The 19,891-nt window shown below is 39.3% G+C and carries 18 protein-coding genes; 6 read left to right on the top strand and 12 right to left on the bottom strand.

Features of this window, described 5'->3' with window-relative positions; all coding sequences use genetic code 11:
• On the bottom strand, positions 1–966 hold the full coding sequence (locus tag IGL56_RS00520; RefSeq protein ID WP_002356142.1) for an ornithine cyclodeaminase family protein: 966 nt from the start codon (positions 964–966) through the stop codon (positions 1–3).
• A 97-nt stretch (positions 967–1,063) separates the two neighbouring features.
• Here IGL56_RS00520 and IGL56_RS00515 point away from each other — a divergent pair, with 97 nt between their 5' ends.
• Positions 1,064–2,476, top strand: coding sequence for a PLP-dependent aminotransferase family protein (locus IGL56_RS00515; protein WP_002373794.1), 1,413 nt, complete (start codon positions 1,064–1,066; stop codon positions 2,474–2,476).
• Positions 2,473–2,916 carry a MepB family protein gene (locus IGL56_RS00510; RefSeq protein WP_002356140.1) on the top strand — a complete coding sequence of 148 codons (444 nt, stop codon included), beginning with the start codon at positions 2,473–2,475 and terminating at the stop codon, positions 2,914–2,916. Before IGL56_RS00515 ends, IGL56_RS00510 begins: the two co-directional genes overlap by 4 nt.
• Positions 2,917–2,965: 49 nt before the next feature.
• On the opposite strand, the gene IGL56_RS00505 is transcribed toward IGL56_RS00510, so the two are convergent.
• The 3 genes from IGL56_RS00505 to IGL56_RS00495 form a co-directional block, all read right to left on the bottom strand.
• The gene (locus tag IGL56_RS00505; RefSeq protein ID WP_002356139.1) at positions 2,966–4,234 is read right to left on the bottom strand and encodes a RidA family protein; all 1,269 of its coding nucleotides are present in this window, start codon (positions 4,232–4,234) and stop codon (positions 2,966–2,968) included.
• Positions 4,235–4,518: 284 nt separating this feature from the next.
• Positions 4,519–7,026, bottom strand: coding sequence for an EndoS/ChiA family endoglycosidase (locus IGL56_RS00500; protein ID WP_002381355.1), 2,508 nt, complete (start codon positions 7,024–7,026; stop codon positions 4,519–4,521).
• 210 nt (positions 7,027–7,236) lie between these two features.
• Positions 7,237–8,253, bottom strand: a complete 1,017-nt coding sequence (locus IGL56_RS00495) for an NADP-dependent oxidoreductase (protein WP_002381354.1) — start codon at positions 8,251–8,253, stop codon at positions 7,237–7,239.
• A gap of 179 nt (positions 8,254–8,432) precedes the next feature.
• On the opposite strand from IGL56_RS00495, the gene IGL56_RS00490 reads away from it, so the two are divergent.
• The gene (locus IGL56_RS00490) at positions 8,433–8,768 is read left to right on the top strand and encodes an ArsR/SmtB family transcription factor (protein ID WP_002356136.1); all 336 of its coding nucleotides are present in this window, start codon (positions 8,433–8,435) and stop codon (positions 8,766–8,768) included.
• A complete protein-coding gene (locus IGL56_RS00485) occupies positions 8,765–9,445 on the top strand; it encodes a type 1 glutamine amidotransferase domain-containing protein (protein WP_065813873.1) in 681 nt (226 codons plus the stop codon). The genes IGL56_RS00490 and IGL56_RS00485 overlap by 4 nt, the downstream gene beginning before the upstream one ends.
• Positions 9,446–9,535: 90 nt before the next feature.
• Here the strand turns inward: IGL56_RS00485 and IGL56_RS00480 are convergent, their stop codons facing one another.
• From IGL56_RS00480 to IGL56_RS00455, 6 genes are all read right to left on the bottom strand, one after another.
• Positions 9,536–10,987, bottom strand: coding sequence for a YfcC family protein (locus IGL56_RS00480; RefSeq protein WP_002356134.1), 1,452 nt, complete (start codon positions 10,985–10,987; stop codon positions 9,536–9,538).
• A 47-nt stretch (positions 10,988–11,034) separates the two neighbouring features.
• Positions 11,035–11,727 (bottom strand): Crp/Fnr family transcriptional regulator, encoded by a 693-nt coding sequence (locus tag IGL56_RS00475; protein ID WP_002356133.1) that lies wholly within the window; start codon positions 11,725–11,727, stop codon positions 11,035–11,037.
• Positions 11,728–11,751: 24 nt separating this feature from the next.
• Complete coding sequence (arcC, locus tag IGL56_RS00470; protein WP_002356132.1) at positions 11,752–12,684, bottom strand: carbamate kinase; 933 nt, start codon at positions 12,682–12,684, stop codon at positions 11,752–11,754.
• A 105-nt stretch (positions 12,685–12,789) separates the two neighbouring features.
• Positions 12,790–13,812: an ornithine carbamoyltransferase gene (gene argF, locus IGL56_RS00465; protein WP_161299076.1), complete on the bottom strand. Its 1,023-nt coding sequence runs from the start codon at positions 13,810–13,812 to the stop codon at positions 12,790–12,792.
• Positions 13,813–13,838: 26 nt separating this feature from the next.
• Positions 13,839–15,065, bottom strand: coding sequence for an arginine deiminase (gene arcA / locus IGL56_RS00460; RefSeq protein WP_002356129.1), 1,227 nt, complete (start codon positions 15,063–15,065; stop codon positions 13,839–13,841).
• A 296-nt stretch (positions 15,066–15,361) separates the two neighbouring features.
• Entirely contained in the window at positions 15,362–15,874 is a 513-nt protein-coding gene (locus IGL56_RS00455) for an arginine repressor (RefSeq protein WP_429861298.1), read from the bottom strand.
• 218 nt (positions 15,875–16,092) lie between these two features.
• On the opposite strand from IGL56_RS00455, the gene IGL56_RS00450 reads away from it, so the two are divergent.
• Both IGL56_RS00450 and IGL56_RS00445 read left to right on the top strand, forming a co-directional pair.
• Positions 16,093–16,572, top strand: a complete 480-nt coding sequence (locus IGL56_RS00450; protein ID WP_002356125.1) for an arginine repressor — start codon at positions 16,093–16,095, stop codon at positions 16,570–16,572.
• Positions 16,573–16,702: 130 nt separating this feature from the next.
• Entirely contained in the window at positions 16,703–17,674 is a 972-nt protein-coding gene (locus IGL56_RS00445) for an alpha/beta hydrolase (protein ID WP_002390352.1), read from the top strand.
• A gap of 15 nt (positions 17,675–17,689) precedes the next feature.
• On the opposite strand, the gene serS is transcribed toward IGL56_RS00445, so the two are convergent.
• Both serS and sdaAA read right to left on the bottom strand, forming a co-directional pair.
• Positions 17,690–18,961 (bottom strand): serine--tRNA ligase, encoded by a 1,272-nt coding sequence (serS, locus tag IGL56_RS00440; protein ID WP_002356123.1) that lies wholly within the window; start codon positions 18,959–18,961, stop codon positions 17,690–17,692.
• A 26-nt stretch (positions 18,962–18,987) separates the two neighbouring features.
• Positions 18,988–19,881 (bottom strand): L-serine ammonia-lyase, iron-sulfur-dependent, subunit alpha, encoded by an 894-nt coding sequence (gene sdaAA, locus IGL56_RS00435; protein ID WP_002356122.1) that lies wholly within the window; start codon positions 19,879–19,881, stop codon positions 18,988–18,990.
• Positions 19,882–19,891 lie beyond the last annotated feature (10 nt).

The raw sequence follows: 19,891 nt of genomic DNA, 5'->3' as shown, positions 1-19,891 counted from the left end.
TTAATTCTCTCCTTGTATTTTTTGATAAATGTATTCCGCGCAACACAAATCCTCAACTGCTAAGCCAACCGCATCAAAAATCGTGCGGCCTTTCTGCTCCGCCTTTAGTTTAACTTTGCCAGTGACTAATTCGCCGAGAGAACCTACAATTTTTTCAGCTGAAAAGGCACCTTCTGAAATCGGAATTAAAAGATCCCCGCTTTCTTTTAATGCAGCCGCATACTCATCTACAAACACTTGACTGTTTTTAACAAGGTCGCTTGTTAATTCTCTGGAAGTCGGCGTGAATGTGCCAATCGCATTGATATGGGCATTCGGCAAAACGTCTTTTTCTTCTAAAAATGCGTCCTGACTGGAAGTTAGTGTACAGATAATTTCCGCTTCCTGGACGGCTTCTTGGACAGAAGAACAACCAATAAAGGTACATTCGGGGTAATTGTGCTGTTGCTTAGCGATTAATTTTCGTGCGCGTTCTGCTGTGCGGTCATATATAAAAACCTTTTCAATCGCCCGAACGCTTTGTAGCGCTGCGAGATGAGACGAAGCTTGTTGACCTGCACCAATCAAAGCGATACTTTTTGCATTTGGAGCTGCTAAATAATCGGTTGCCAAAGCAGAAACAGCTGCTGTGCGAAGCCACGTAATCGCATTGGCGTCCATCATCGCAACTGGTCTTCCAGTAGAACTATCAAACAATAAAATTTGACCAAGATGTGAGGCCAAATTTTTTTGTGGATTTTCTGGAAAAGCTGTAATGATTTTTGCCCCAAAAAAGCGATTTTTTCCTAAGTAAGCAGGCATTAATGCAAAAAGATTCTGATTTTCCCCATCTGGTAAAACCTCTACATGGCGCTCACTTTGCGAAATTTTTCCTTTTTGCAACTCTGCAAAGCAACGTTTCATCACTTGAATTGCTTCGGAAAACGACAATTGTTGAATGACCCTCTCATAAGAAATAATGTCCATCTGAATTCCTCCCTTTGCGCTATCATAAACCAGACAAACAATACACTCAATGTTATAATTGTATGGAATACAATTTTATAGAAAGGAAGTTCCCCTCATGCCGATTAATTCCTATGAGAACTATGCGTTGTCATGGCGCCCTGTTAAAGAACGTTTAACAAGACCTTATTACCAATCATTGGTTCAACAATTAGAAGCGGATATCTTATCTGGTGCGCTTCAAAAAAATGTGAAATTGCCTTCGCAAAGAGAATTAGCTGATTACTTGGATCTGAATTTCACGACGATTGGTCAAGCCTATAAACACGCTATGGAAAAAGGCTTACTTTATACCAACATCGGTAGCGGCACTTTCGTTTCTCCCAACGCGTTTCACTCAATTACAATCTCTACCAACCAAGTAGCGGACCATCTAATTGATTTAGGGCTGGTTAGTTCCTTTGATATGTGTAATCAGCGGATTTTACCTTTTATTGAATCCGTTAGTAAAAATGCGGCCCTTAACAGTTTGCTAAATTATCGCGATCCTTTAGGTACGCACTTTCAACGAGCAACCGCTGCCGAATGGCTTCAGACACAAGGCGTTCGGACCAATGCCGAAGAAGTTGCCATTGTATCTGGTGTCCAGAATGGGCTGGCCGTGACGTTAGCCGCCGCTTTTTCTCCAGGTCAGCGGATTGCCGTAGATCGATACACGTATTCAAATTTTATTGAACTCGCCCAGCTTTATCATTTAGAAATCGTCCCGATTGGCTATGATTCCGAGGGGATGGACCCAGAGCATTTACTGCAAGAATGCAAAAAGAAAAAAATACACGGTATTTTCTTAATGCCCGCATGTAATAACCCGATTGGTTTCCAAATGTCTAGCGCCCGCCGAATGACTTTAGCTGAAATCATTCAGCAAGAACACTTATGGGTAATTGAAGATGACATTCATTCTTTTTTAACAACTTATGCACAGCAAGCAGTTTTACCAACGTTTCAAGAACTCTTACCTCAACAAACGATTTACTTAGCGGGGATGACAAAGTTTGTCTGTACAGGCTTACGCATTGCGTACCTTGTTTTCCCTCCGCTTCTTCGCCAAGAAATAGAGCGTGCGATTTTTAACATTAACGTTAAAACTTCTGGCTTTGATGCTGAAATTGTCACCCAAGTCTTACGCTCACCAGTTGCAGAAGAATTAGTGATAGAAAAATTGGCTTTAACAAAACAAGCCAATGACTTATTTGATACCATTTTTGGGTTAGCTAGACCTAGCAATCCTTTGCCGTACTACCGAACTATTCCCCTTTCTACCGAAAAAACGGCGCCGCAAATTGAACAAGAATTTCTCCAAAATGGGGTACGTCTTTTTCACTCGAGCCGCTTTACTGTGCAAAATCAGCCAGATGCTTTTTTACGAATTTCCTTGGCCTCCAATCAGCTTGAGGTATTGGCGAAAGGATTAACCATTATCCAAGAACTCTTACCGACATTAAACGAAAAGAAAGGACATTCCCTATGAATTCATTGCCAATACTTGAAAAAGCAGTGGGCGCGATCACCCTGCTTTCCGAAGAAAAACAAAATGCCGAATATGAAGGCTTTTTATGTCAAGTTAATGAATCGCAACAACTTATCCGCAGTCGTTTAGCCAAAAAAACGCCGAAAAAAGAAGGCTATTTTGCAGCCTTCTGGGAAAAAAATCAACAAAATCAGAACGAAGCCTTTGATGCAACGGAAGCCCCTGAAATGTTAGCAATTGTCATTGCTGATCAAGAAAAGCAAGGTCTCTTTCTTCTGCCGAAAGAATGTTTAATCCAACAAAAAATTCTCAAAACGAATCAACAAAAAGGCAAAATGGCGGCCCGTTTTTATCCTTCTTGGTGCCAAAACCTTAATCAAACCGCCAAAAAAACACAAAAATGGCAACTAGCTTACTTTACTGATTTATCTAAATACTAAAAACGTCAGCTGGCTTCAGAAGCCAGCTGACGTTTGTTTCTTCTACTGTTTAACCAATTGGTGGCGTACCTTCTGCGTTCCCAGCAATCGCTTCGATTTGAATCTGAGCACCTTTTGGTAAATCCGTCACACCAATCACTCTTCTTGCAGGCGTGCCTTCAGGGAAGTACGTTTGGTAGACGTCATCTACTGCCGCCAGCTCTTCAATCTCTTTCACAAAAATGTTCACTTTCACCAGATCAGCTAAGCTGTGATCCACACTTTCAATAATCGCTTTAATATTTTCTAAACATTGCGTCGTTTGTTCCTTGATTCCGCCAGCGACTAACGCATTTGTTTTAGGGTCCAATGGTAGCTGAGCTGATAGATGGTTGTAATGAGAAAAAGCAACAGTTTGTGTCGAAAATGGACACTTCGGTGCGTGCTCTGTATTATTTGCTTCAATAATTAATCCATGTCGATCTTCAATCGCTTGTGGTGGCGTACCATCCCCATGAGAAACCACCGCTTCTACTTGCACCGCCGCGCCCATTGGTAAATCAGCAACAGCAATCACTGTTCGTGCTGGCATATAATTGACCGTGCGCGCAATTCCTGAATCTGGGAAAAAAGCGGCATGTACTTGATTGACAGCTTCCAGCTTAGATAAATCTTTTAAATAAATGTTGATCTTCACAATATCATCAAAAGGCACATCAATACTGGTTAAAATGGCTTTTATGTTTTTCAAACATTGCTTTGTTTGCGTTTTAACACAGCCAGCCACAACTCTGCCCGTTTGAGGATCTATAGGCAATTGTGCAGACAGATTGTTATAGTGAGAAAACGCGACCGTTTGACTGGCTAGAGCATCAATTGGTGCCTGAACAGTCTGATTTGTTAATTTAATTAAATCCCCAGCTTGAGGTGCATTAGGGATAGTTCCTTCCCCATTTGAAACAAGTGCCTCCATTTGAACAGAAGCGCCTAACGGCAAATCTGCGACGGCAACCACTGTTTTAGCTGGATAATAATGGGTAAAAAAGGCCGCATAGACCTCCTCAACTGCGGCAGCATCCCGCATATCTTTGACAAAAATGGTCATTCTGACAATGTCACTCATCACATGGTTGATACTTTCAACAACCGCTTGGATATTTTTCAAACATTGTGTCGCTTGGGCCCGAATGCCACCTTCTACCAATTGTCCAGAGGTTGGCTCAATAGGTAATTGTGCCGACAAATGATTATAGTGGGAAAATGCGACTGTTTGGGCTGCGAGAGGATGCTTTGGTGCACGCTCTGTATTTCTTGCTAAGACGATATTTTCATTACTCATAACTCTACTCCCTTTTTTAGCATTCCAACAAAAATGATTCCGCTTACATTTTTAAGCATTAAACTTCCAACAAGATCCTTTTTATTTTCCTGCTTTTCTATTAATGGTGATAGCTTTCCACCACCACTTCTTTCAGTCTACAATAAGAACAGGAACATTTCAATAAGGCATTCCTAAATTGATTGTTGGCCCGCAAACAAATCTTCTTCAGTTAAAGAAGACTGGCACGAATCAAGCTTGATTCGTGCCAGTCTTTATAGATAACTCGTTAGCTTTAACTAGTTTTATTTAACCACCATATACTCACGATAATTTTCCGAGAACGTATCCATTAGCGTATAAATTCGTTCAAAATCATAGTCACGACGAGGGTCATCATACCAAACACATTGAATACTTCCAATAATTGGAAGATTTGGGCTACCTGCTGGCACATCTGTAAATGCTTTTTTCGACATATTTGCTAAAGCATCATCATATTGATAAATGCCAGAATCAACATTGCCAGCTACCCAATACCACGCATCATTGGTATTAAAAATTTTGTGTCCTTTTTGAACAAAGTACTCAGGTTTGGCTACGTCATATCCGCTCCAACCGGCTGTCCAATAAGAAATAATAATCTCTGGGTCAAATGTACCGAAAGAATCGTCGCTGTTGTAATAAATGCCATCATTGAAGCTCATTGGCTGCATGCCCGCATCTTTAATTATTTTAGCTAAATCATTCGCATAAGCGACAAAATCTTTGTAGCGCCCAGAAGATTGCAGTTTCGCCCAACCGCCTGTATCGACATCATTTGCATACTCATCGCCGCCAAAATTGAAAATTTCACTATGCGCGGAAAAATAAGCCACGTACTTACTGATAATCGCCTTTGTGAAATTCACTGCCTTTTGGTTCCCTAAATCTACTGTTCGTTTTGAGCCATCAAAAGCGGGATTTTTAATCGCTAGTTTTTCCATGGCCACTAACAAGGCATCCATATGTCCTGGACTGTTAATCACGGGAATGATGTTGATGTTGCGCGCTTTCGCAAAAGCCAACAACCGATCCATTTCTTTTTGTGTTAACGCGTTGCCATTAGGATCATTGTAATATGCGTTGTTGCCTCGTTGGATTGCTTTTGAAACCCGGTTGTGGTTGTATTTTTTACCATTCACATTGACCGACATATCATCCAAGATAAACCGTAAGCCATCATTTCCTAAAATTAATTGGACATCTGTGTACCCATTTTGACTAGCTTTGGCCACTAATTCTTCCAGTTGCTCCACGGAAAAATATTTTCTTCCCGCATCAATGGAAAAGACACTTTTTAAAGGTTGTGTTTGTTTCTCTTTTAAATTATCCAAAGCTGTTTGGACCTCCGTTTGCCAAGTAGTCACTTGTGCGGCTGTATACGTTTTTCCCGCAAGTTCTGTGGCGACTGTCTCTTTTGTTGTTTGTAGTGCTTGAATCGTTTCTGGTGTATAACTTTCTGCCTTTTCAATGGCTGTAACTGCTTGATCCAACGCACGATATAAAGTGGTTAAGTCAATGGCTAACAGGCCTTTTTCTAATTCAGCATCATAGGTGTTTGAAAGCCCTTGGCCATAATCGCCACCTAAAATAGCTTTATTCACATCATAAAGCGTTGTTGCTTGTGTCACTGCTTCTGCGGCTTTATTTTGTGCTTCAAGGTCTGTGTTGGCGTAGCTAATTCGTTTTAAATAGTGTTGCGCAGCCGCTTTCATCTCTGCAAGAGAAACGCCTTTACTCTCTGCAATGGCCGTTTTTGTCCAAAGTAAATTAGAAGGTTTTATCTGATTTAAATCGTCTTCATTATAGGTGCGACCATCGCGATCTAAGGCATAGAGGAACATGCCCCCTAAATTATTTTCATAAGAATAACGAGCTACTTTATACATGTTACTTTCCATATACGGCTCTTTTGTGTCATACCAGCGGTTGCGATCTTGCTCTTCTGGGAAAGTTAATCCTGGAACAAATCGTTCCCCATTGAGAACCGGACTTAAATTATTTAATGCTCGTTGCGTGCGTTGGTCATCGCTACCATACTGTTGATACGCGAGAAAATCGAAACAGTCACTGACATCTTGTAAAGGTGGTAAATATTCTGCATTGGTATCATACAAAAATGGACGATCCGTTCCCGACTTCGGTCCAATGTATTTTGATAATGCACGAATGACACCATTAGATAGAACAATATCTTTTTCACTTGGACGAGTTTCCATGTCAATATCTAACCCATCAATTCCTAAATCATCGACAAATTTGGTTAACAACTCTTTCGCATAAGCATCAAATTCTGCTTCTGTAGGCGTTGTTCCTGCGTAAGGAACTTTTAATAGCTCGCTGTAATCAATCCCACGAACTAAACGAACACCTCGTGCATGCAGTGCTGGCGCATACTCATTTTTTAACGTATCATAAAATGGCTGTGCAAGTGCTTCTTGTCCTTTTGGCACATAACTAAAGACATTCACAATGTCAATACCATAAGGAATATCGTGCATCGTTAGCCAATTTTCATCTGGCAATGTTGTATTAACTCCTTGCATCGTTTTGTCACGCCAAGCCCGATAATAAACCATAAAATGTTTCTCTTGGGTCGGCTCATTGGCTTGGCTGATCATTGGTTGATGAAACAGACTAAATAAGATAAACGCCAAGCCAACCAATAACGAAAGACCCAGCCAACTGACAATTGTTTCTCTGTTTTCTCCTTTTCTTGTCGATAAATTGTTCCCCACTTTGAACACCATTCCTTTCTGCACTCCGTTCATTTTTGTGTATCCGCCTAAAAAGAAAGCGCATACACAACCATCAATAGAATAACAAAAAATAACGAATTTGCAAAATAGAAACTGGAAAAATGAGGATTTTCTATAAAAATCTTTTCCCGCCTAAAATCACTTTCGTTAGGCGGCGTTTAAATGGTAAACTTTGAGACTTGCAAGAAAAATGGGCCTATTTTTCTTGCAAGTTTCCTTTACTTAGTCGTGATTAACATCGGCGATTTTCACAACAATTTTCCCTTGCGCTCGTCCTGTCAGTGAATAGTCCACCGCTTCTTGAATTTGGCTAAAAGGTATGACTCGGTCAATTATCGGCTGTAATTTTCCCTGTTCAATGAACTCAGTGAGTAAAGCTAATTGCTCGCCATCGGGACGCATAAACAAAAAATGATAACTAACATCTGTGTCTTGCTCCAATCGATGAATCTTGCGGGTAGCTATTTTAAAGGCCCATTGTTTCCAAAGCGGCAAGCCATACTCTTTAGCAAAACGTTCGTTGGGAATGCCTGACAATGTAACAACTTTTCCCTGAGGTTTAACCACTGAAAAAGCTTTTTCTAAGATTGTCCCCCCCATTGTATCAAACACATAATCGTAGTCGGATAAAACTTCTTCAAAATTTTGTGTCCGATAGTCAATCACTTCATCTGCTCCCAACGCTTGAACCCATTCTTTATTTCTACTACTCGTTGTGGTGGCAACGTAAGCGCCTGCTAGTTTTGCTAATTGAATCGCAATGGTTCCAATCCCTCCTGAACCTGCTTGAATCAGGACTTTCTGGCCTGGCTGTACATTCATAATATCATGTAGCGCTTGATAACTTGTCAAACCGACTAACGGAATGGCCGCAGCTTCTTCAAACGTTAAATTTTTCGGCTTCATAGCTACAGCCGCTTGATCCACTGCAATATATTCAGCAAAAGTTCCCACGCGATTTTTGGGTACTCGTCCGTAAACTGCATCGCCCATCCTAAAATTTTGAACATTTTTTCCAACAGAAACAACAATCCCAGCAAAATCACTGCCTAAAATCAGTGGCATTTGATAATTTAAAAGCATCTTTACTTTGCCATCTTTTGTTTTTAAATCAATCGGGTTGATACTGGCAGCGATAATTTTGACCAAAACATCATTGTCATGAATGGTGGGTAAGGGCACCTCCTCGATTGATAATTCTTTTTGTCCGTATTTATGAATTAAAGCGGCTTTCATCATTGAATCTTTCCTCTCTTTCTATCCCTTTTATTGGTTTAAAAGTTTAAACCTTTAATCAATTAGTATCTTAACGAAAAATGGGATCCACGTCAAGTTTCAGCCCTCAGCGTATTTTATTGACAAAAAACACGAAAAATGGTTTAATCGTTTAAAAATACGAACCAAAGAGGCGAAAAAATATGAAAGAATTAGAAGAAATTCAAACAGAATTTACTGCGCTTAGTGATTTTTTAATCGCATTGGGTGATGAAAAACGCCAAGCAATTATTATTGCACTGTTAGAAGACCAGGCCTGTGTTGGCCGTCGTGTCACTGAGTTAACAGAGGCGACACAACTCTCACGTCCCGCTGTTTCTCACCACTTAAAAATTTTGAAACAAGCCAAATTAATTGATTGTCGCAGTGAAGGAACTAAAAATTATTACTCACTTTCTCACGATACCACCAAAATTGAGCAACTCCAACAACTATTGACCCACATTACGTCGATTATGCCAGGGAGGAAGCAAGCATGAAAAAAATTCTCGTGGTCCTCACAAACGTTTCCCGTTATCACGGCACCGAAGAACCAACGGGCCTCTGGCTAGGTGAAGCCACGGAGTTCGTGGAAGAAGTAACCAAAGCAGGATTTTCAGTTGACTATGTTAGTCCCCAAGGAGGCTATGTCCCTTTGGATCCCCGGAGTATGAAATATGTAGATTCATCCATTATGGCGGTTTATGAAAGTGCCGATTTTCAAGAACGAGCGCTAGCGCATTCCCTCTCTCTTGAAGAAATTGATCCAGATGAATACGCAGCGATTTACTTTACAGGAGGCCATGGCGTTATGTGGGACTTTCCTGATAATCCTCAGTTGCAAGCAATCACTCGTAGCCTTTACGAACAGGGCAAATACCTAACTTCTGTTTGTCACGGAATTGCTGGTCTTTTAAATGTCAAAGATGCGTCAGGAAATTATTTGATTGCAGATAAAACCATTACTGGCTTCACAACTGCAGAAGAAATTTTAGCCATGAAAAAAGTAGTTGTTCCTTTCTTAAACGAAACAATTGCCAAAGAACATGGTGCTACTTTTGCGAAAAAGCGTCCCTATAAAGAATTTGCGTATCAAGATGGCCGTATAATCACTGGGCAAAATCCTTTTTCTGTCCGCGCTGTCGCAAAATTGTTAATTCAACAACTATCAAAATGAAACAACAGCGACTACTTTTAGGTAGTCGCTGTTGTTTCATTGCTTCTTCTTTTTTCCGAAAGCCGAAGCCCTAACATAAAAAATTTTTGATTAGCTAAAGAGTAACATCGCGCCAATTAAGATAATTAGGTTAATTAAGCCTAAGACAATCATTGGTTTGGCCATGAATTTTGTCCAAGTGGCATATTGAACTTTGGAAATTTCCAAACCACCCATTACAACACCAGATGTTGGCGTGATCAAATTAATCAAGCCACAACCTGAAGCAAAAATCATAACCATCACTTCTGGACTTAAACCAATGTTTTTAGCTAACGCACCCATTACAGGAATAGAAACGTACGCTAAACCAGAAGTTGAAGGAATTAGGAAAGATAAACCTAAGTATAAAACAAAGGCACCGATGACAAATAAGACTGGGGAGAGTCCTTGTAATAAGCCTGCCGCTTTATCAAGGATAAATGAATCTAAATACGTTTTAGACATCAAAACAGATGCCCCGCGAGCAACTACGATAATTAAAACAACGGATAACATATCTTTGGCACCGTCGATAAATGCTTCAATGGTTTCTTTTTCAGTAAAGCGACCAATCAAGGCAGCAATGATCCCTAAAAGGAAGAACCACATCGCTAAGTCGCCAAAGTACCAGTCACCGAAACTGTTGCCTGTTAAAACAGACGTCCAGCCTTTGAAAATCGTCACTCCAAAGTCGTTCCATGGAATTAAGGAAACAATCATAATGACAAAACAGAAAGCGAATACCATTAAGATTTTTTTATGACGATTCGTAAATGGCATTTCTTTCGACGCTGCTTGTCCATACGTTTTTTCCATATCCTCTTGTTCTTGTAAAGATAAAATTGTTGAACCTTTGTCAGCCTTCACTTTTTTCGCATAACGCATCACAATGAAAATAGAATAGCTAGTAGAGGCCGCCCACAAAATAGCACCGACAATTAAAATAATTCCTGTATTCGGCTGAATGCCAATACCTCGCAACGCATCCATCGCTACCCCTGTGGAGAAAGGGTTAACCGTTGAACCGATAACACCTGATCCTGCACCCAATAGTACAGTACCCACTGCGACAAACGTATCAAAACCAGCGGCGACCATGGTGGCACTCAATAAACCATAAAAAGGAATTGTTTCTTCTGCCATTCCATAAGTCGAACCACCAATAGAAAATAAAATCATTAAAATCGGAATGATTTTCAATTCGTTCCCTTTTAACTTTTTAACGACTGATTGAATCCCTGCTTCAAGAGCCCCAGTTTGTGTCACAATATTTAAAAAGCCACCGAGTACTAAAATAAAAATATTAATTTCAATGGCATCTTTAAACCCATTGAATGGAGCCATGATAATATCCGATAATTTGGCCCCTACCACGTGGTCAACCATTTTGCCATCAATTTCTCTTGGGGTAAATGGCTGGCCATTTAGCAAGACCGTTACGATACCTAAAACAATTAAAATAATAAATAAAATACTAAAAGACGAAAGCTGTTTTTTGTTTTTCTTCTTTTTTTCTGCCATATCCTTTTATACAGGAACCTACTTTCCTGTATCTCCCTTCTCTATGATTAATTACTCAATCGATCAATAAAGAATGGCGTATCTAGAAAAGTTAAGAATTTATGACTGTAGCTAATACGGTTCATTTGGACTAATTTTTTCATAACACTGCTTGCTGTTTCCCGCGTAGTTCCACTCATCCGTGCAATGTCATTAATGGTAATTGGACAAGTAATTGCAACGCGTTCTCTGTTGTCAATTCGTTCTCCTAAATCATTTAATAACATCGCCAGTGATGTCACAATCCGTTCACATGCATCATTGGTTGTTCCTTTTTGGATTTTGATCATACTTTCTTTTAAAAGGACCGATTGTTCTTGAATCCAATGAATCAATTGCTGGGGATTATTTTGGAGAAAACGCTCAAACAGTTTAACTGGCACAAACACAACCTCAATATCCGTATAGGCAATCGCGGAGTCGTAATGAACCTCATCTTGAAACAGTCCGATTCTCGGAAAAAGAGCCTGCTTTTTCATAAAATGCAGATAGGAAAAATTACCACTGCGATCATTTTTTTCAATTTTAATGACACCTGAAACCAATAAAATTAAATGATTTCTCGGATCACCTGGATAAAAAAGGACTTGGCCTTTTTTATAGGAGCGAACGAAACTCTCGTTGCGCAATTCTGTTAGTTCTGATTCAGAAAAGTATTGAAAATCTTGATTATTTTTAGTGATTATTTTCTCTATCATCATCTTAATTCTCCTAAATACTATACTTTATTTTGTCACAACCGTTCCTACGATTTCATCGCCGCTCATACTTCCTAAGTTTTCCAAAGAAGTGATAATTGCTTGTTTATTGGGTTGGCTTTCTACAAACTGAATGGCGGCTTCAATTTTCGGTAACATACTACCTGGTGCAAAATGACCCGCTTGTTTGTATTCTTCCAACTCTGCTACAGTGACATTGGTTAATTGTTTTTCATCTGGTTTGCCATAATTAATACACACATAATCCACGCCAGTTAAAATAACTAGTGCATCCGCATCCACTAATTCTGCCAGTTTTTCAGAAGCAAAATCTTTATCGATTACTGCTTCGACACCTTTTAATTCTTGTCCTACGACAGGGATGCCGCCACCACCACATGAAATGGTAATTATATCATTTTTTATTAAGGTATTAATAGTCTCAGCCTCGTGGATATCAATTGGCTTAGGACTTGGAACGACTTTGCGCCAGCCACGTCCTGCATCTTCTTTAAAAATAGCACCTGCTTGCATTGCTTCTTTGGCTTCAGCTTCTGTTAAAAATGGACCGATCGGTTTTGTTGGATTTTTGAATGCCTCATCTGCTGGATCTACGACCACCTGTGTTAAAACAGTAGCCACTTGTTTCTTGATTCCTGCTTTGTTTAATTCTTGATTAAGCGCATTGGACAACCAGTAGCCGATACTTCCTTGTGTCATAGCAACACACGTATCTAGCGGCATCGCTGGATTTTTTTCAGAATCAGCTGCTTGTTGTTGCAATAATAGATTACCGACTTGTGGACCATTGCCATGTGAAACAATCAACCGATGCCCTTGTTTAATTAAATGAACTAAATAGGCAGATGTTTGAACTAATGCTTGCTGTTGTGCATGTGCGCTAGCATCATTTGAAAGGATGGCATTTCCGCCTAGTGCAACGACCATTTTTTTCCCCATTACAAATCCTTCTTTCCTATCATAATAAAGAATAGGCCGCCCTTCAAAAGAAACTCTTAAAGGGCGAAACAACTATTCTTTTTTCAATGTTTTTTCAGTTGCTTCCTACACACGAGGAATGAATAAGTTGCCTAAAGTAGCTGCCATGATCGCTTTAATAGAATGCATTCTGTTTTCTGCTTCTTCAAATTGACGACCATATTTACTGCGGAAGACTTCATCCGTAATTTCCATTTCAGTAATGCCAAATTTTTCAGCAACCATTTCACCGTATTGTGTTTTCGTATCATGAAAGGCTGGCAAACAGTGTAATACGATTAAATCGCCATCCATGTTTTCGGTTTTTTCTAACATAGCCATATTAATTTGATAAGGTTTCAACAGATTGACACGTTCTTCAAATTTATCTTCTTCACCCATGGACACCCAAACGTCTGTATATAACACGTTGGCTCCTTTAACACCTTTAGCAACGTCGTCTGTAATCATTAATTCTGCACCAGATTCTTTCGCAAATTCTTTTGCATAATTAACGACTTCATCAGAAGGGAACAATTCTTTTGGTGCACAAATGCGAACATTTACGCCTAAAATAGCACCTGTCACTAACAAGCTGTTTGCCATGTTGTTACGGCCATCGCCGACATATACTAAAGTGATTCCTTCTAAACGACCAAAGTTTTCTTTCACTGTCATAAAGTCCGCAATCATTTGTGTTGGGTGCCATTGATCCGTTAAACCATTCCAAACAGGAACACCAGAATATTTCGCTAAATCTTCCACTACTTCTTGACTAAACCCACGGAACTCAATCCCGTCAAACATACTACCTAAAACAATCGCTGTATCTTCAACAGATTCTTTTTTACCTAATTGAATATCGTTGGCGCCTAAATACTCAGGATGTGCCCCTAAATCAATCGCTGCTGTCGTGAATGCAGAGCGTGTCCGTGTCGAAGTTTTTTCAAATAAAAGAGCGATATTTTTTCCTTCTAAATAGTGATGTGGAATCCCTTTTTTCTTCAATTCTTTTAAGTGAATACTGAAGTCTACCAAATACTCTAATTCTGCTCTTGAAAAATCTTTTTCTGCTAATAAACTACGTCCTTGAAATACTGAATTCATGATGATTCCTCCTATTTTTGGGTGTTTTTTTAAAGATCTTCACGGTAAAGTGGCATACTCATACAACGAGGGCCACCACGGCCACGTACTAGTTCACTTCCTGGAATGTAATTCAATTTCACGCCTGCTTCTTCTAGCGCTTTATTCGTAATCGTATTCCGATCGTAAACAACAACTTCCCCAGGGGCAATTGCTAATGTATTTGAACCGTCGTTCCATTGTTCACGGGCTGCTGCTGTTAAATTTCCAGCACCGCAACGGATTAATTGAACATTGTCTAAATGCAAGTATTTGCATAAAATGTTATCTAATGTATCTTTTTCTTTTGTAATTTGGATGTCTCCATCTGCTTTTTCAGTGATTGAGTAAACAACCAAACCACCTTCGATTTCTGGATGAATCGTAAATTTATCATAGTCAATCATGGTAAAAACGGTATCTAAATGCATGAATTTACGATGTTCACCGATATCAAAAGCCAAGATATTTTTGAACCCTAATTTTTGTTCAAAAATATTTCTCGCAATTTTTTCAATTGACGCGGCATCCGTTCTTTGAGAAATCCCAATGGCCACTACTTCTTTTGAAAGAATTAATTCATCGCCACCTTCAATTCTGGTTGATTCTGAACGATCATAGACTCTAGGAACCTCTTTTCCAGCAAAACGAGGATGATAATCAAAAATGTATTGCCCAAAAATGGTTTCCCGTTGTCGAGTTACTGAATACATATGATTTAAAGAAATCCCGTGCCCCATTGTCGCAAAGTTATCACGCGTGAAGTATAAGTTAGGCATTGGATCAATAATGAATGGATAATCCGCTTCAACCATATCTGTTAAAAATTCTTGCTCATATTTAGGTAATTCTTGTTTTTGAATGCCAGCAATCGCTTTTTGAATCAGTTCTTCGTTGTCGTCAATTTCTAACATTAACTCTCTAACTTTTTCTTTTGCTGATTCACTGCGAATATTGGCTTCTTCTAAGAATTGGTCAATAAATTGTCGGCGGACCTCTTCATTAATCAACGCTTCAGCAGCTAAGTCCTCTAAATAGACCACTTCGATATCTTTTGATCGTAACAACTCTGCAAATGCATCATGTTCTGCTTGTGCTTTTTCTAAAAACGGAATATCATCAAACAACAGTCTCTCCAGATAATCTGGCATTAAATTTTCTAATTCCTTACCTGGACGATGTAACATCACTGTTTTCAATTTCCCGATTTCAGAAAATACATTAATTGGATGACTCATGTGAAATAACCTCCTCAACTTAATTACAAACACAGAATAACAGACCTGATTAACCTAGGACGTGAGCCATTTGCCAAACAAAATACCAAATATACAACGGTATTCTTTCTTATGCATATTTCCAGCCTAAAAGAATGCGCTTTCATAGATATTCTAAAAAAATAATGCATAATTAAATAAAAAAAAATGCATTTATTCAAAAAAAATTATTTCTCCACACACTTCATAAAGTTATAATCTTATAGAGGTAAAAGGAAGGGAGCCAGAAGTCAAAACGACTTCTGGCTCCCTTCCTTTTATGCGTTACTTTTTGACAAAGGTATTGGCTGAATAAATTGTTGAAAATACTGCTCTAGTTCTTGTGCTTTTTCCTCGGATGATGAAACAATAATAACAGTGTCGAAGCCAGCGACAGAACATTTCTTTTCACACAAAGACACTTCATCAAGTACAGCTGAAAACAATGTTGCGTTGTCTGGTAATGTATGAACCAATAGTAAAAAGGCGACACGTTCAACTTTGGTCACTACCTCACGAATTGCTTGTATCAACTGTTCTTTTTTTCGTTCTTCTAAAGAAGTGAATTGTTCAAAAATCGTTAACCGCATCTCGCCAGACTCATCTAATGCTTTGACGACTTTTAATTCCCATAAATCCCGTGAAATCGTTGCTTGTGCGACATTTATCTCGCGCTTTTTTAATTCTCTTAACAACTCATTTTGACTATGAATTACGGTTGTTTGAATGATTTCTTTAATCAAACTTTGGCGTGTTTGCTTATTCACAAATAACACCCTTCCTCCAGACATTTACAAAGCAATACTAGCAGAATCTCTCTAATTAGAATAGAAAAAGGGTCGTTTAGCCAAAAGATTCTCATTGATTTTGTCGGATATTTCGCATTTAAAAAAGTGAGACTTGCACAATTTAGTAAAACGTTGTACAGTGATTTTAGGGAATTACTGGCACCGTTTTAAATAACAGCAATGATGTTTTTTTGCATGATTAACTGAACTGGAGGAAAGTAATGAACCGATTAAAACGCCAAACGATGATTAAGCGATTGGTCACAGAAAATGAAATCCATACACAAAGTGAATTACTAGCATTATTGGAAAAAGAAAATATTCACACCACGCAAGCAACTATTTCTCGTGACATTCGTGAGCTGAATTTAAACAAAGTAGACAATGGTCAAGGAGAAGCCTATTATCGTATCTTGAATAATTCTGCCCTTCGTCCAAAATATAAAACAGATGAAGAACGTCTTGTTGACATTATTATTGAAACTGGTGTTTCTTTAACACAAATAGAGTTCACAAATCTTTTAACCGTCTTACCTGGCAACGGGCAAGCCATTGGGGTTTTAATTGATCGCATACGTATCCACAACCCTCATATCTTGGGCTGCATCGCTGGGGATGATACCATCTTAATTCTTTCAAAAAATAAAGAAGATGCCCTTGAAGTTAACAACTATTTCCAGCAGTATTTGTACCACCCATAATTCATCACTTAGTAAAATCGACTATTCTTTGACATCATTGCTATTTTTATTAAAGATAAATAAAAAAAGGCGTCTCAGTGAAAGCTGAGGCGTTTTCTCATGAGTTTTTCTTTTGAACACCGTCTTTTTTTTGTATAATAATCAAAAAGCAAAGAAAGGGTTTCTTATGACTGAACAATTCATACTCACTTCAAACGATCAACAAACTCAGCTCAATGTACGTCATTGGCCCTGTCCTTCACCCAAAGCCGTAGTTCAATTGATTCACGGCATGGCAGAGCATATCCAACGTTATGATGAATTTGCTCGTTTTTTAAATCAATTAGGGTTTGCCGTAATTGGTCATGATCATCTAGGTCATGGCGAATCTGTACAACCAAGCGCACCAATCTATGGTTTTTTTGGAGAACAAGGGCCTGAAAATGTCGTTACAGATATTCATCAAGTGAAACAATGGGCTGTGAATCGCTATCCACAATTGCCCTATTTTATGATGGGTCACAGCATGGGGTCTTTCGCCTTGCGCAACTATCTGCAAGACTATCCTGTGACTGTGCAAGGAGTCATTTTCATGGGCACTGGAACAAGTCCGTTACCTTTAACCGCAGCATTGCCTTTTATTAAAAAAATGGCCGAGAAACAGCCGAAAAAACCAGCTCCGTTCATTGATAAGCTGGCATTTGGTTCTTTTAGTAAAAAATTTCCTGAAGCAAGTTCCTTTAATTGGCTTTCTAAAAATCAAGCCAATGTCGCTGACTATGAAAATGACCCATTAATGGGCTTCGTATTTACCAATAATGGTTTTGCTACCCTTTTTTCGCTTGTTAAACGAGCCAATCAAAGGAATTGGTACCAAGCGATCCCAAAAGAATTGCCTATTTTAATCATTAGTGGCGCTGAAGACCCAGTTGGTGATTTCAGCAAGGGGCCAGCGAAAATTCAAAAGCAATTAAAGCATGCAGGTTTTCAGCACGTGACGTTACGACTATTTCCCACATTGCGTCATGAAATTTTATTAGAAACGGAAAAAGCTACAGTTTTTCAAGAAATTGGGCATTGGTTAACGGATTTAACGAATAAAAAAAGAAGGTTGATGTTGTGACATCAACCTTCTTTTTTAATCTATTTTCGTTAAACCGCCCATATAAGGACGTAGAACTTCTGGAATCGTTACGGTGCCATCTTCATTTTGATAATTTTCCAAAATGGCAGCCACTGTTCGACCAACAGCAAGTCCTGACCCATTAAGAGTGTGGGCATATTGAACATGACCCGTTTTATCACGATAACGAATCAACGCCCGACGTGCTTGGAAGTCTTCACAGTTTGAACAAGAACTAATTTCTCGATACGTTTTCTGTGCCGGAATCCAAACTTCTAAATCATAGGTTTTCGCTGCCGAGAAGCCCATGTCACCTGTCGAAAGAGTAATCACTCGATAAGGGAGGCCCAATTTTTCTAAAATGTCTCCAGCATTGTTGGTCATTTTTTCTAATTCTTCATAGGAGTGTTCTGCATCACTAAATTTAACCATTTCTACTTTATGGAACTGGTGTAAACGAATTAATCCTCGGGTATCACGACCTGCACTACCCGCTTCCGAGCGAAAAGAAGGACTTAAAGCAGTGAAATAAATCGGTAACTCTTGCGCATCTAAAATTTCATTATTATAGTAGTTAGTTAATGGGACTTCCGCTGTGGGGATCAGCGTCAAATCACTTTCTGCAACTTGGAAGACATCTTCTTTGAACTTAGGAAACTGACCAGTGCCAAACATTGCTTTGCTATTGACCAAATAAGGAGGAATCACCTCGGTATAACCATGTTCATTAACATGTTGATCTAACATAAAATTATAGACCGCTCGTTCTAAACGAGCCCCTAAGCCTTTGTAATAAAGAAAACGGCTACCAGATACTTTCGCGCCTCTTTCAAAATCTAAAATTCCTAAGGCTTCACCGATTTCCCAATGTGGTTTCGGTTCAAATGAAAAAGTTTTCGGCGTACTCCACCGCCGAACTTCTACGTTGGCGGCTTCGTCTGCGCCAACAGGTACGCTCTCATGAGGTAAGTTAGGCAAACGTTCTGCAATGGCTGTGCATTGTTCTTGCAAATGAACAACTTCTTGATCTAAAACTTTAATTTGCTCGCTAACTTCTTGCATATTTAGCAATTGTTGTGAAGCATCTTTTTGTGCACGCTTTAATTGTGCAATTTCTCCTGACACCTGATTACGGTGTTTTTTCAGTTCTTCAACTTTAACAAGTAACGCTCTCCGTTCTTCATCTAAAGCCAAAAAGCGCAATAAAACTTCCTCGTCCACACCACGTGTTTTTAACTTTTTCTGTACCACTTCTACATTTTGGCGAATTTTTTTCATATCCAGCATCTTATTTCCCTCTTCATGATTAAATTTTAAACAATGGTGAATTTTACTTTTTCAAAAATTTCATTCTTCATTCGTTGGCCAGTCGCTGTGCCAGCTAAGCCACCTAAACCCGTTTCTCTCAATTCTCGTGGTAATTGACGGCCGACTTTATTCATGGCTTCCACCACTTCATCTGCTGGTATTTTATTTACAATTCCAGCTAAAGCCATATCTGCAGCGATTAACGCATTGCCTGCACCTACTGTATTTCGTTTGACACAAGGAATTTCGACTAACCCAGCCACTGGGTCACAAACTAAACCTAATAAATTCCCTAAAGCCATAGCAAAAGCTTCAGAAGATTGGCGTGGTGTTCCGCCAGCCGCTTCAACAGCTGCAGCGGCGGCCATCGCTGAAGCACTGCCTACTTCGGCTTGACATCCACCAACAGCACCAGCAATCATCGCATTGTTGGCTGTGACCATTCCAAATAAAGAACTGGTAAATAAGAAACGAATTTGTTGATCACGCGTTAAATTCAAGGTATTTTTAATCGCTGTTAAAACCCCTGGTAAGGTGCCACTTGCACCAGCAGTTGGCGTTGCGCAAACAACGCCCATTGCTGCATTGACTTCATTAGTACCTAGTGCGGCTTGAACTGCAGACATCATTAAATCACCTGATAACGTTTTGCCAGCTGCGCGGTATTTTTTTAAACGCGCTGCATCACCGCCCGTTAACCCAGTAGGAGAAAAAACGCCTGCTCCTTCTTGCGAGCGTTTGACAGCAGCATCCATGACATCCAAATTTTGACCCATCTGTGTCCAAATTTCTTCATAGCTTTTTTGGCTACGTTCCATTTCTTGCTCAATCATTAAATCAGAGATTTTTTTTCCTGTTTTTTCAGCTTTATCGATAAATTCTTCAATCGAAAGGTACATATGTCAAACT

The sequence above is a fragment of the Enterococcus sp. DIV1316a genome (genome assembly GCF_050536915.1).
Lineage (GTDB): Bacteria > Bacillota > Bacilli > Lactobacillales > Enterococcaceae > Enterococcus > Enterococcus faecalis.
This window is presented reverse-complemented; position numbering and strand designations above follow the sequence as displayed.

Coding starts and splice junctions, on each gene's coding strand:
- IGL56_RS00520 (WP_002356142.1), bottom strand. CDS start 966: ATGGACATTATTTCTTATGAGAGGGTCATTCAACAATTGTCGTTTTCC.
- IGL56_RS00515 (WP_002373794.1), top strand. CDS start 1,064: ATGCCGATTAATTCCTATGAGAACTATGCGTTGTCATGGCGCCCTGTT.
- IGL56_RS00510 (WP_002356140.1), top strand. CDS start 2,473: ATGAATTCATTGCCAATACTTGAAAAAGCAGTGGGCGCGATCACCCTG.
- IGL56_RS00505 (WP_002356139.1), bottom strand. CDS start 4,234: ATGAGTAATGAAAATATCGTCTTAGCAAGAAATACAGAGCGTGCACCA.
- IGL56_RS00500 (WP_002381355.1), bottom strand. CDS start 7,026: ATGAACGGAGTGCAGAAAGGAATGGTGTTCAAAGTGGGGAACAATTTA.
- IGL56_RS00495 (WP_002381354.1), bottom strand. CDS start 8,253: ATGATGAAAGCCGCTTTAATTCATAAATACGGACAAAAAGAATTATCA.
- IGL56_RS00490 (WP_002356136.1), top strand. CDS start 8,433: ATGAAAGAATTAGAAGAAATTCAAACAGAATTTACTGCGCTTAGTGAT.
- IGL56_RS00485 (WP_065813873.1), top strand. CDS start 8,765: ATGAAAAAAATTCTCGTGGTCCTCACAAACGTTTCCCGTTATCACGGC.
- IGL56_RS00480 (WP_002356134.1), bottom strand. CDS start 10,987: ATGGCAGAAAAAAAGAAGAAAAACAAAAAACAGCTTTCGTCTTTTAGT.
- IGL56_RS00475 (WP_002356133.1), bottom strand. CDS start 11,727: ATGATGATAGAGAAAATAATCACTAAAAATAATCAAGATTTTCAATAC.
- arcC (WP_002356132.1), bottom strand. CDS start 12,684: ATGGGGAAAAAAATGGTCGTTGCACTAGGCGGAAATGCCATCCTTTCA.
- arcA (WP_002356129.1), bottom strand. CDS start 15,065: ATGAGTCATCCAATTAATGTATTTTCTGAAATCGGGAAATTGAAAACA.
- IGL56_RS00455 (WP_429861298.1), bottom strand. CDS start 15,874: ATGTCTGGAGGAAGGGTGTTATTTGTGAATAAGCAAACACGCCAAAGT.
- IGL56_RS00450 (WP_002356125.1), top strand. CDS start 16,093: ATGAACCGATTAAAACGCCAAACGATGATTAAGCGATTGGTCACAGAA.
- serS (WP_002356123.1), bottom strand. CDS start 18,961: ATGCTGGATATGAAAAAAATTCGCCAAAATGTAGAAGTGGTACAGAAA.
- sdaAA (WP_002356122.1), bottom strand. CDS start 19,881: ATGTACCTTTCGATTGAAGAATTTATCGATAAAGCTGAAAAAACAGGA.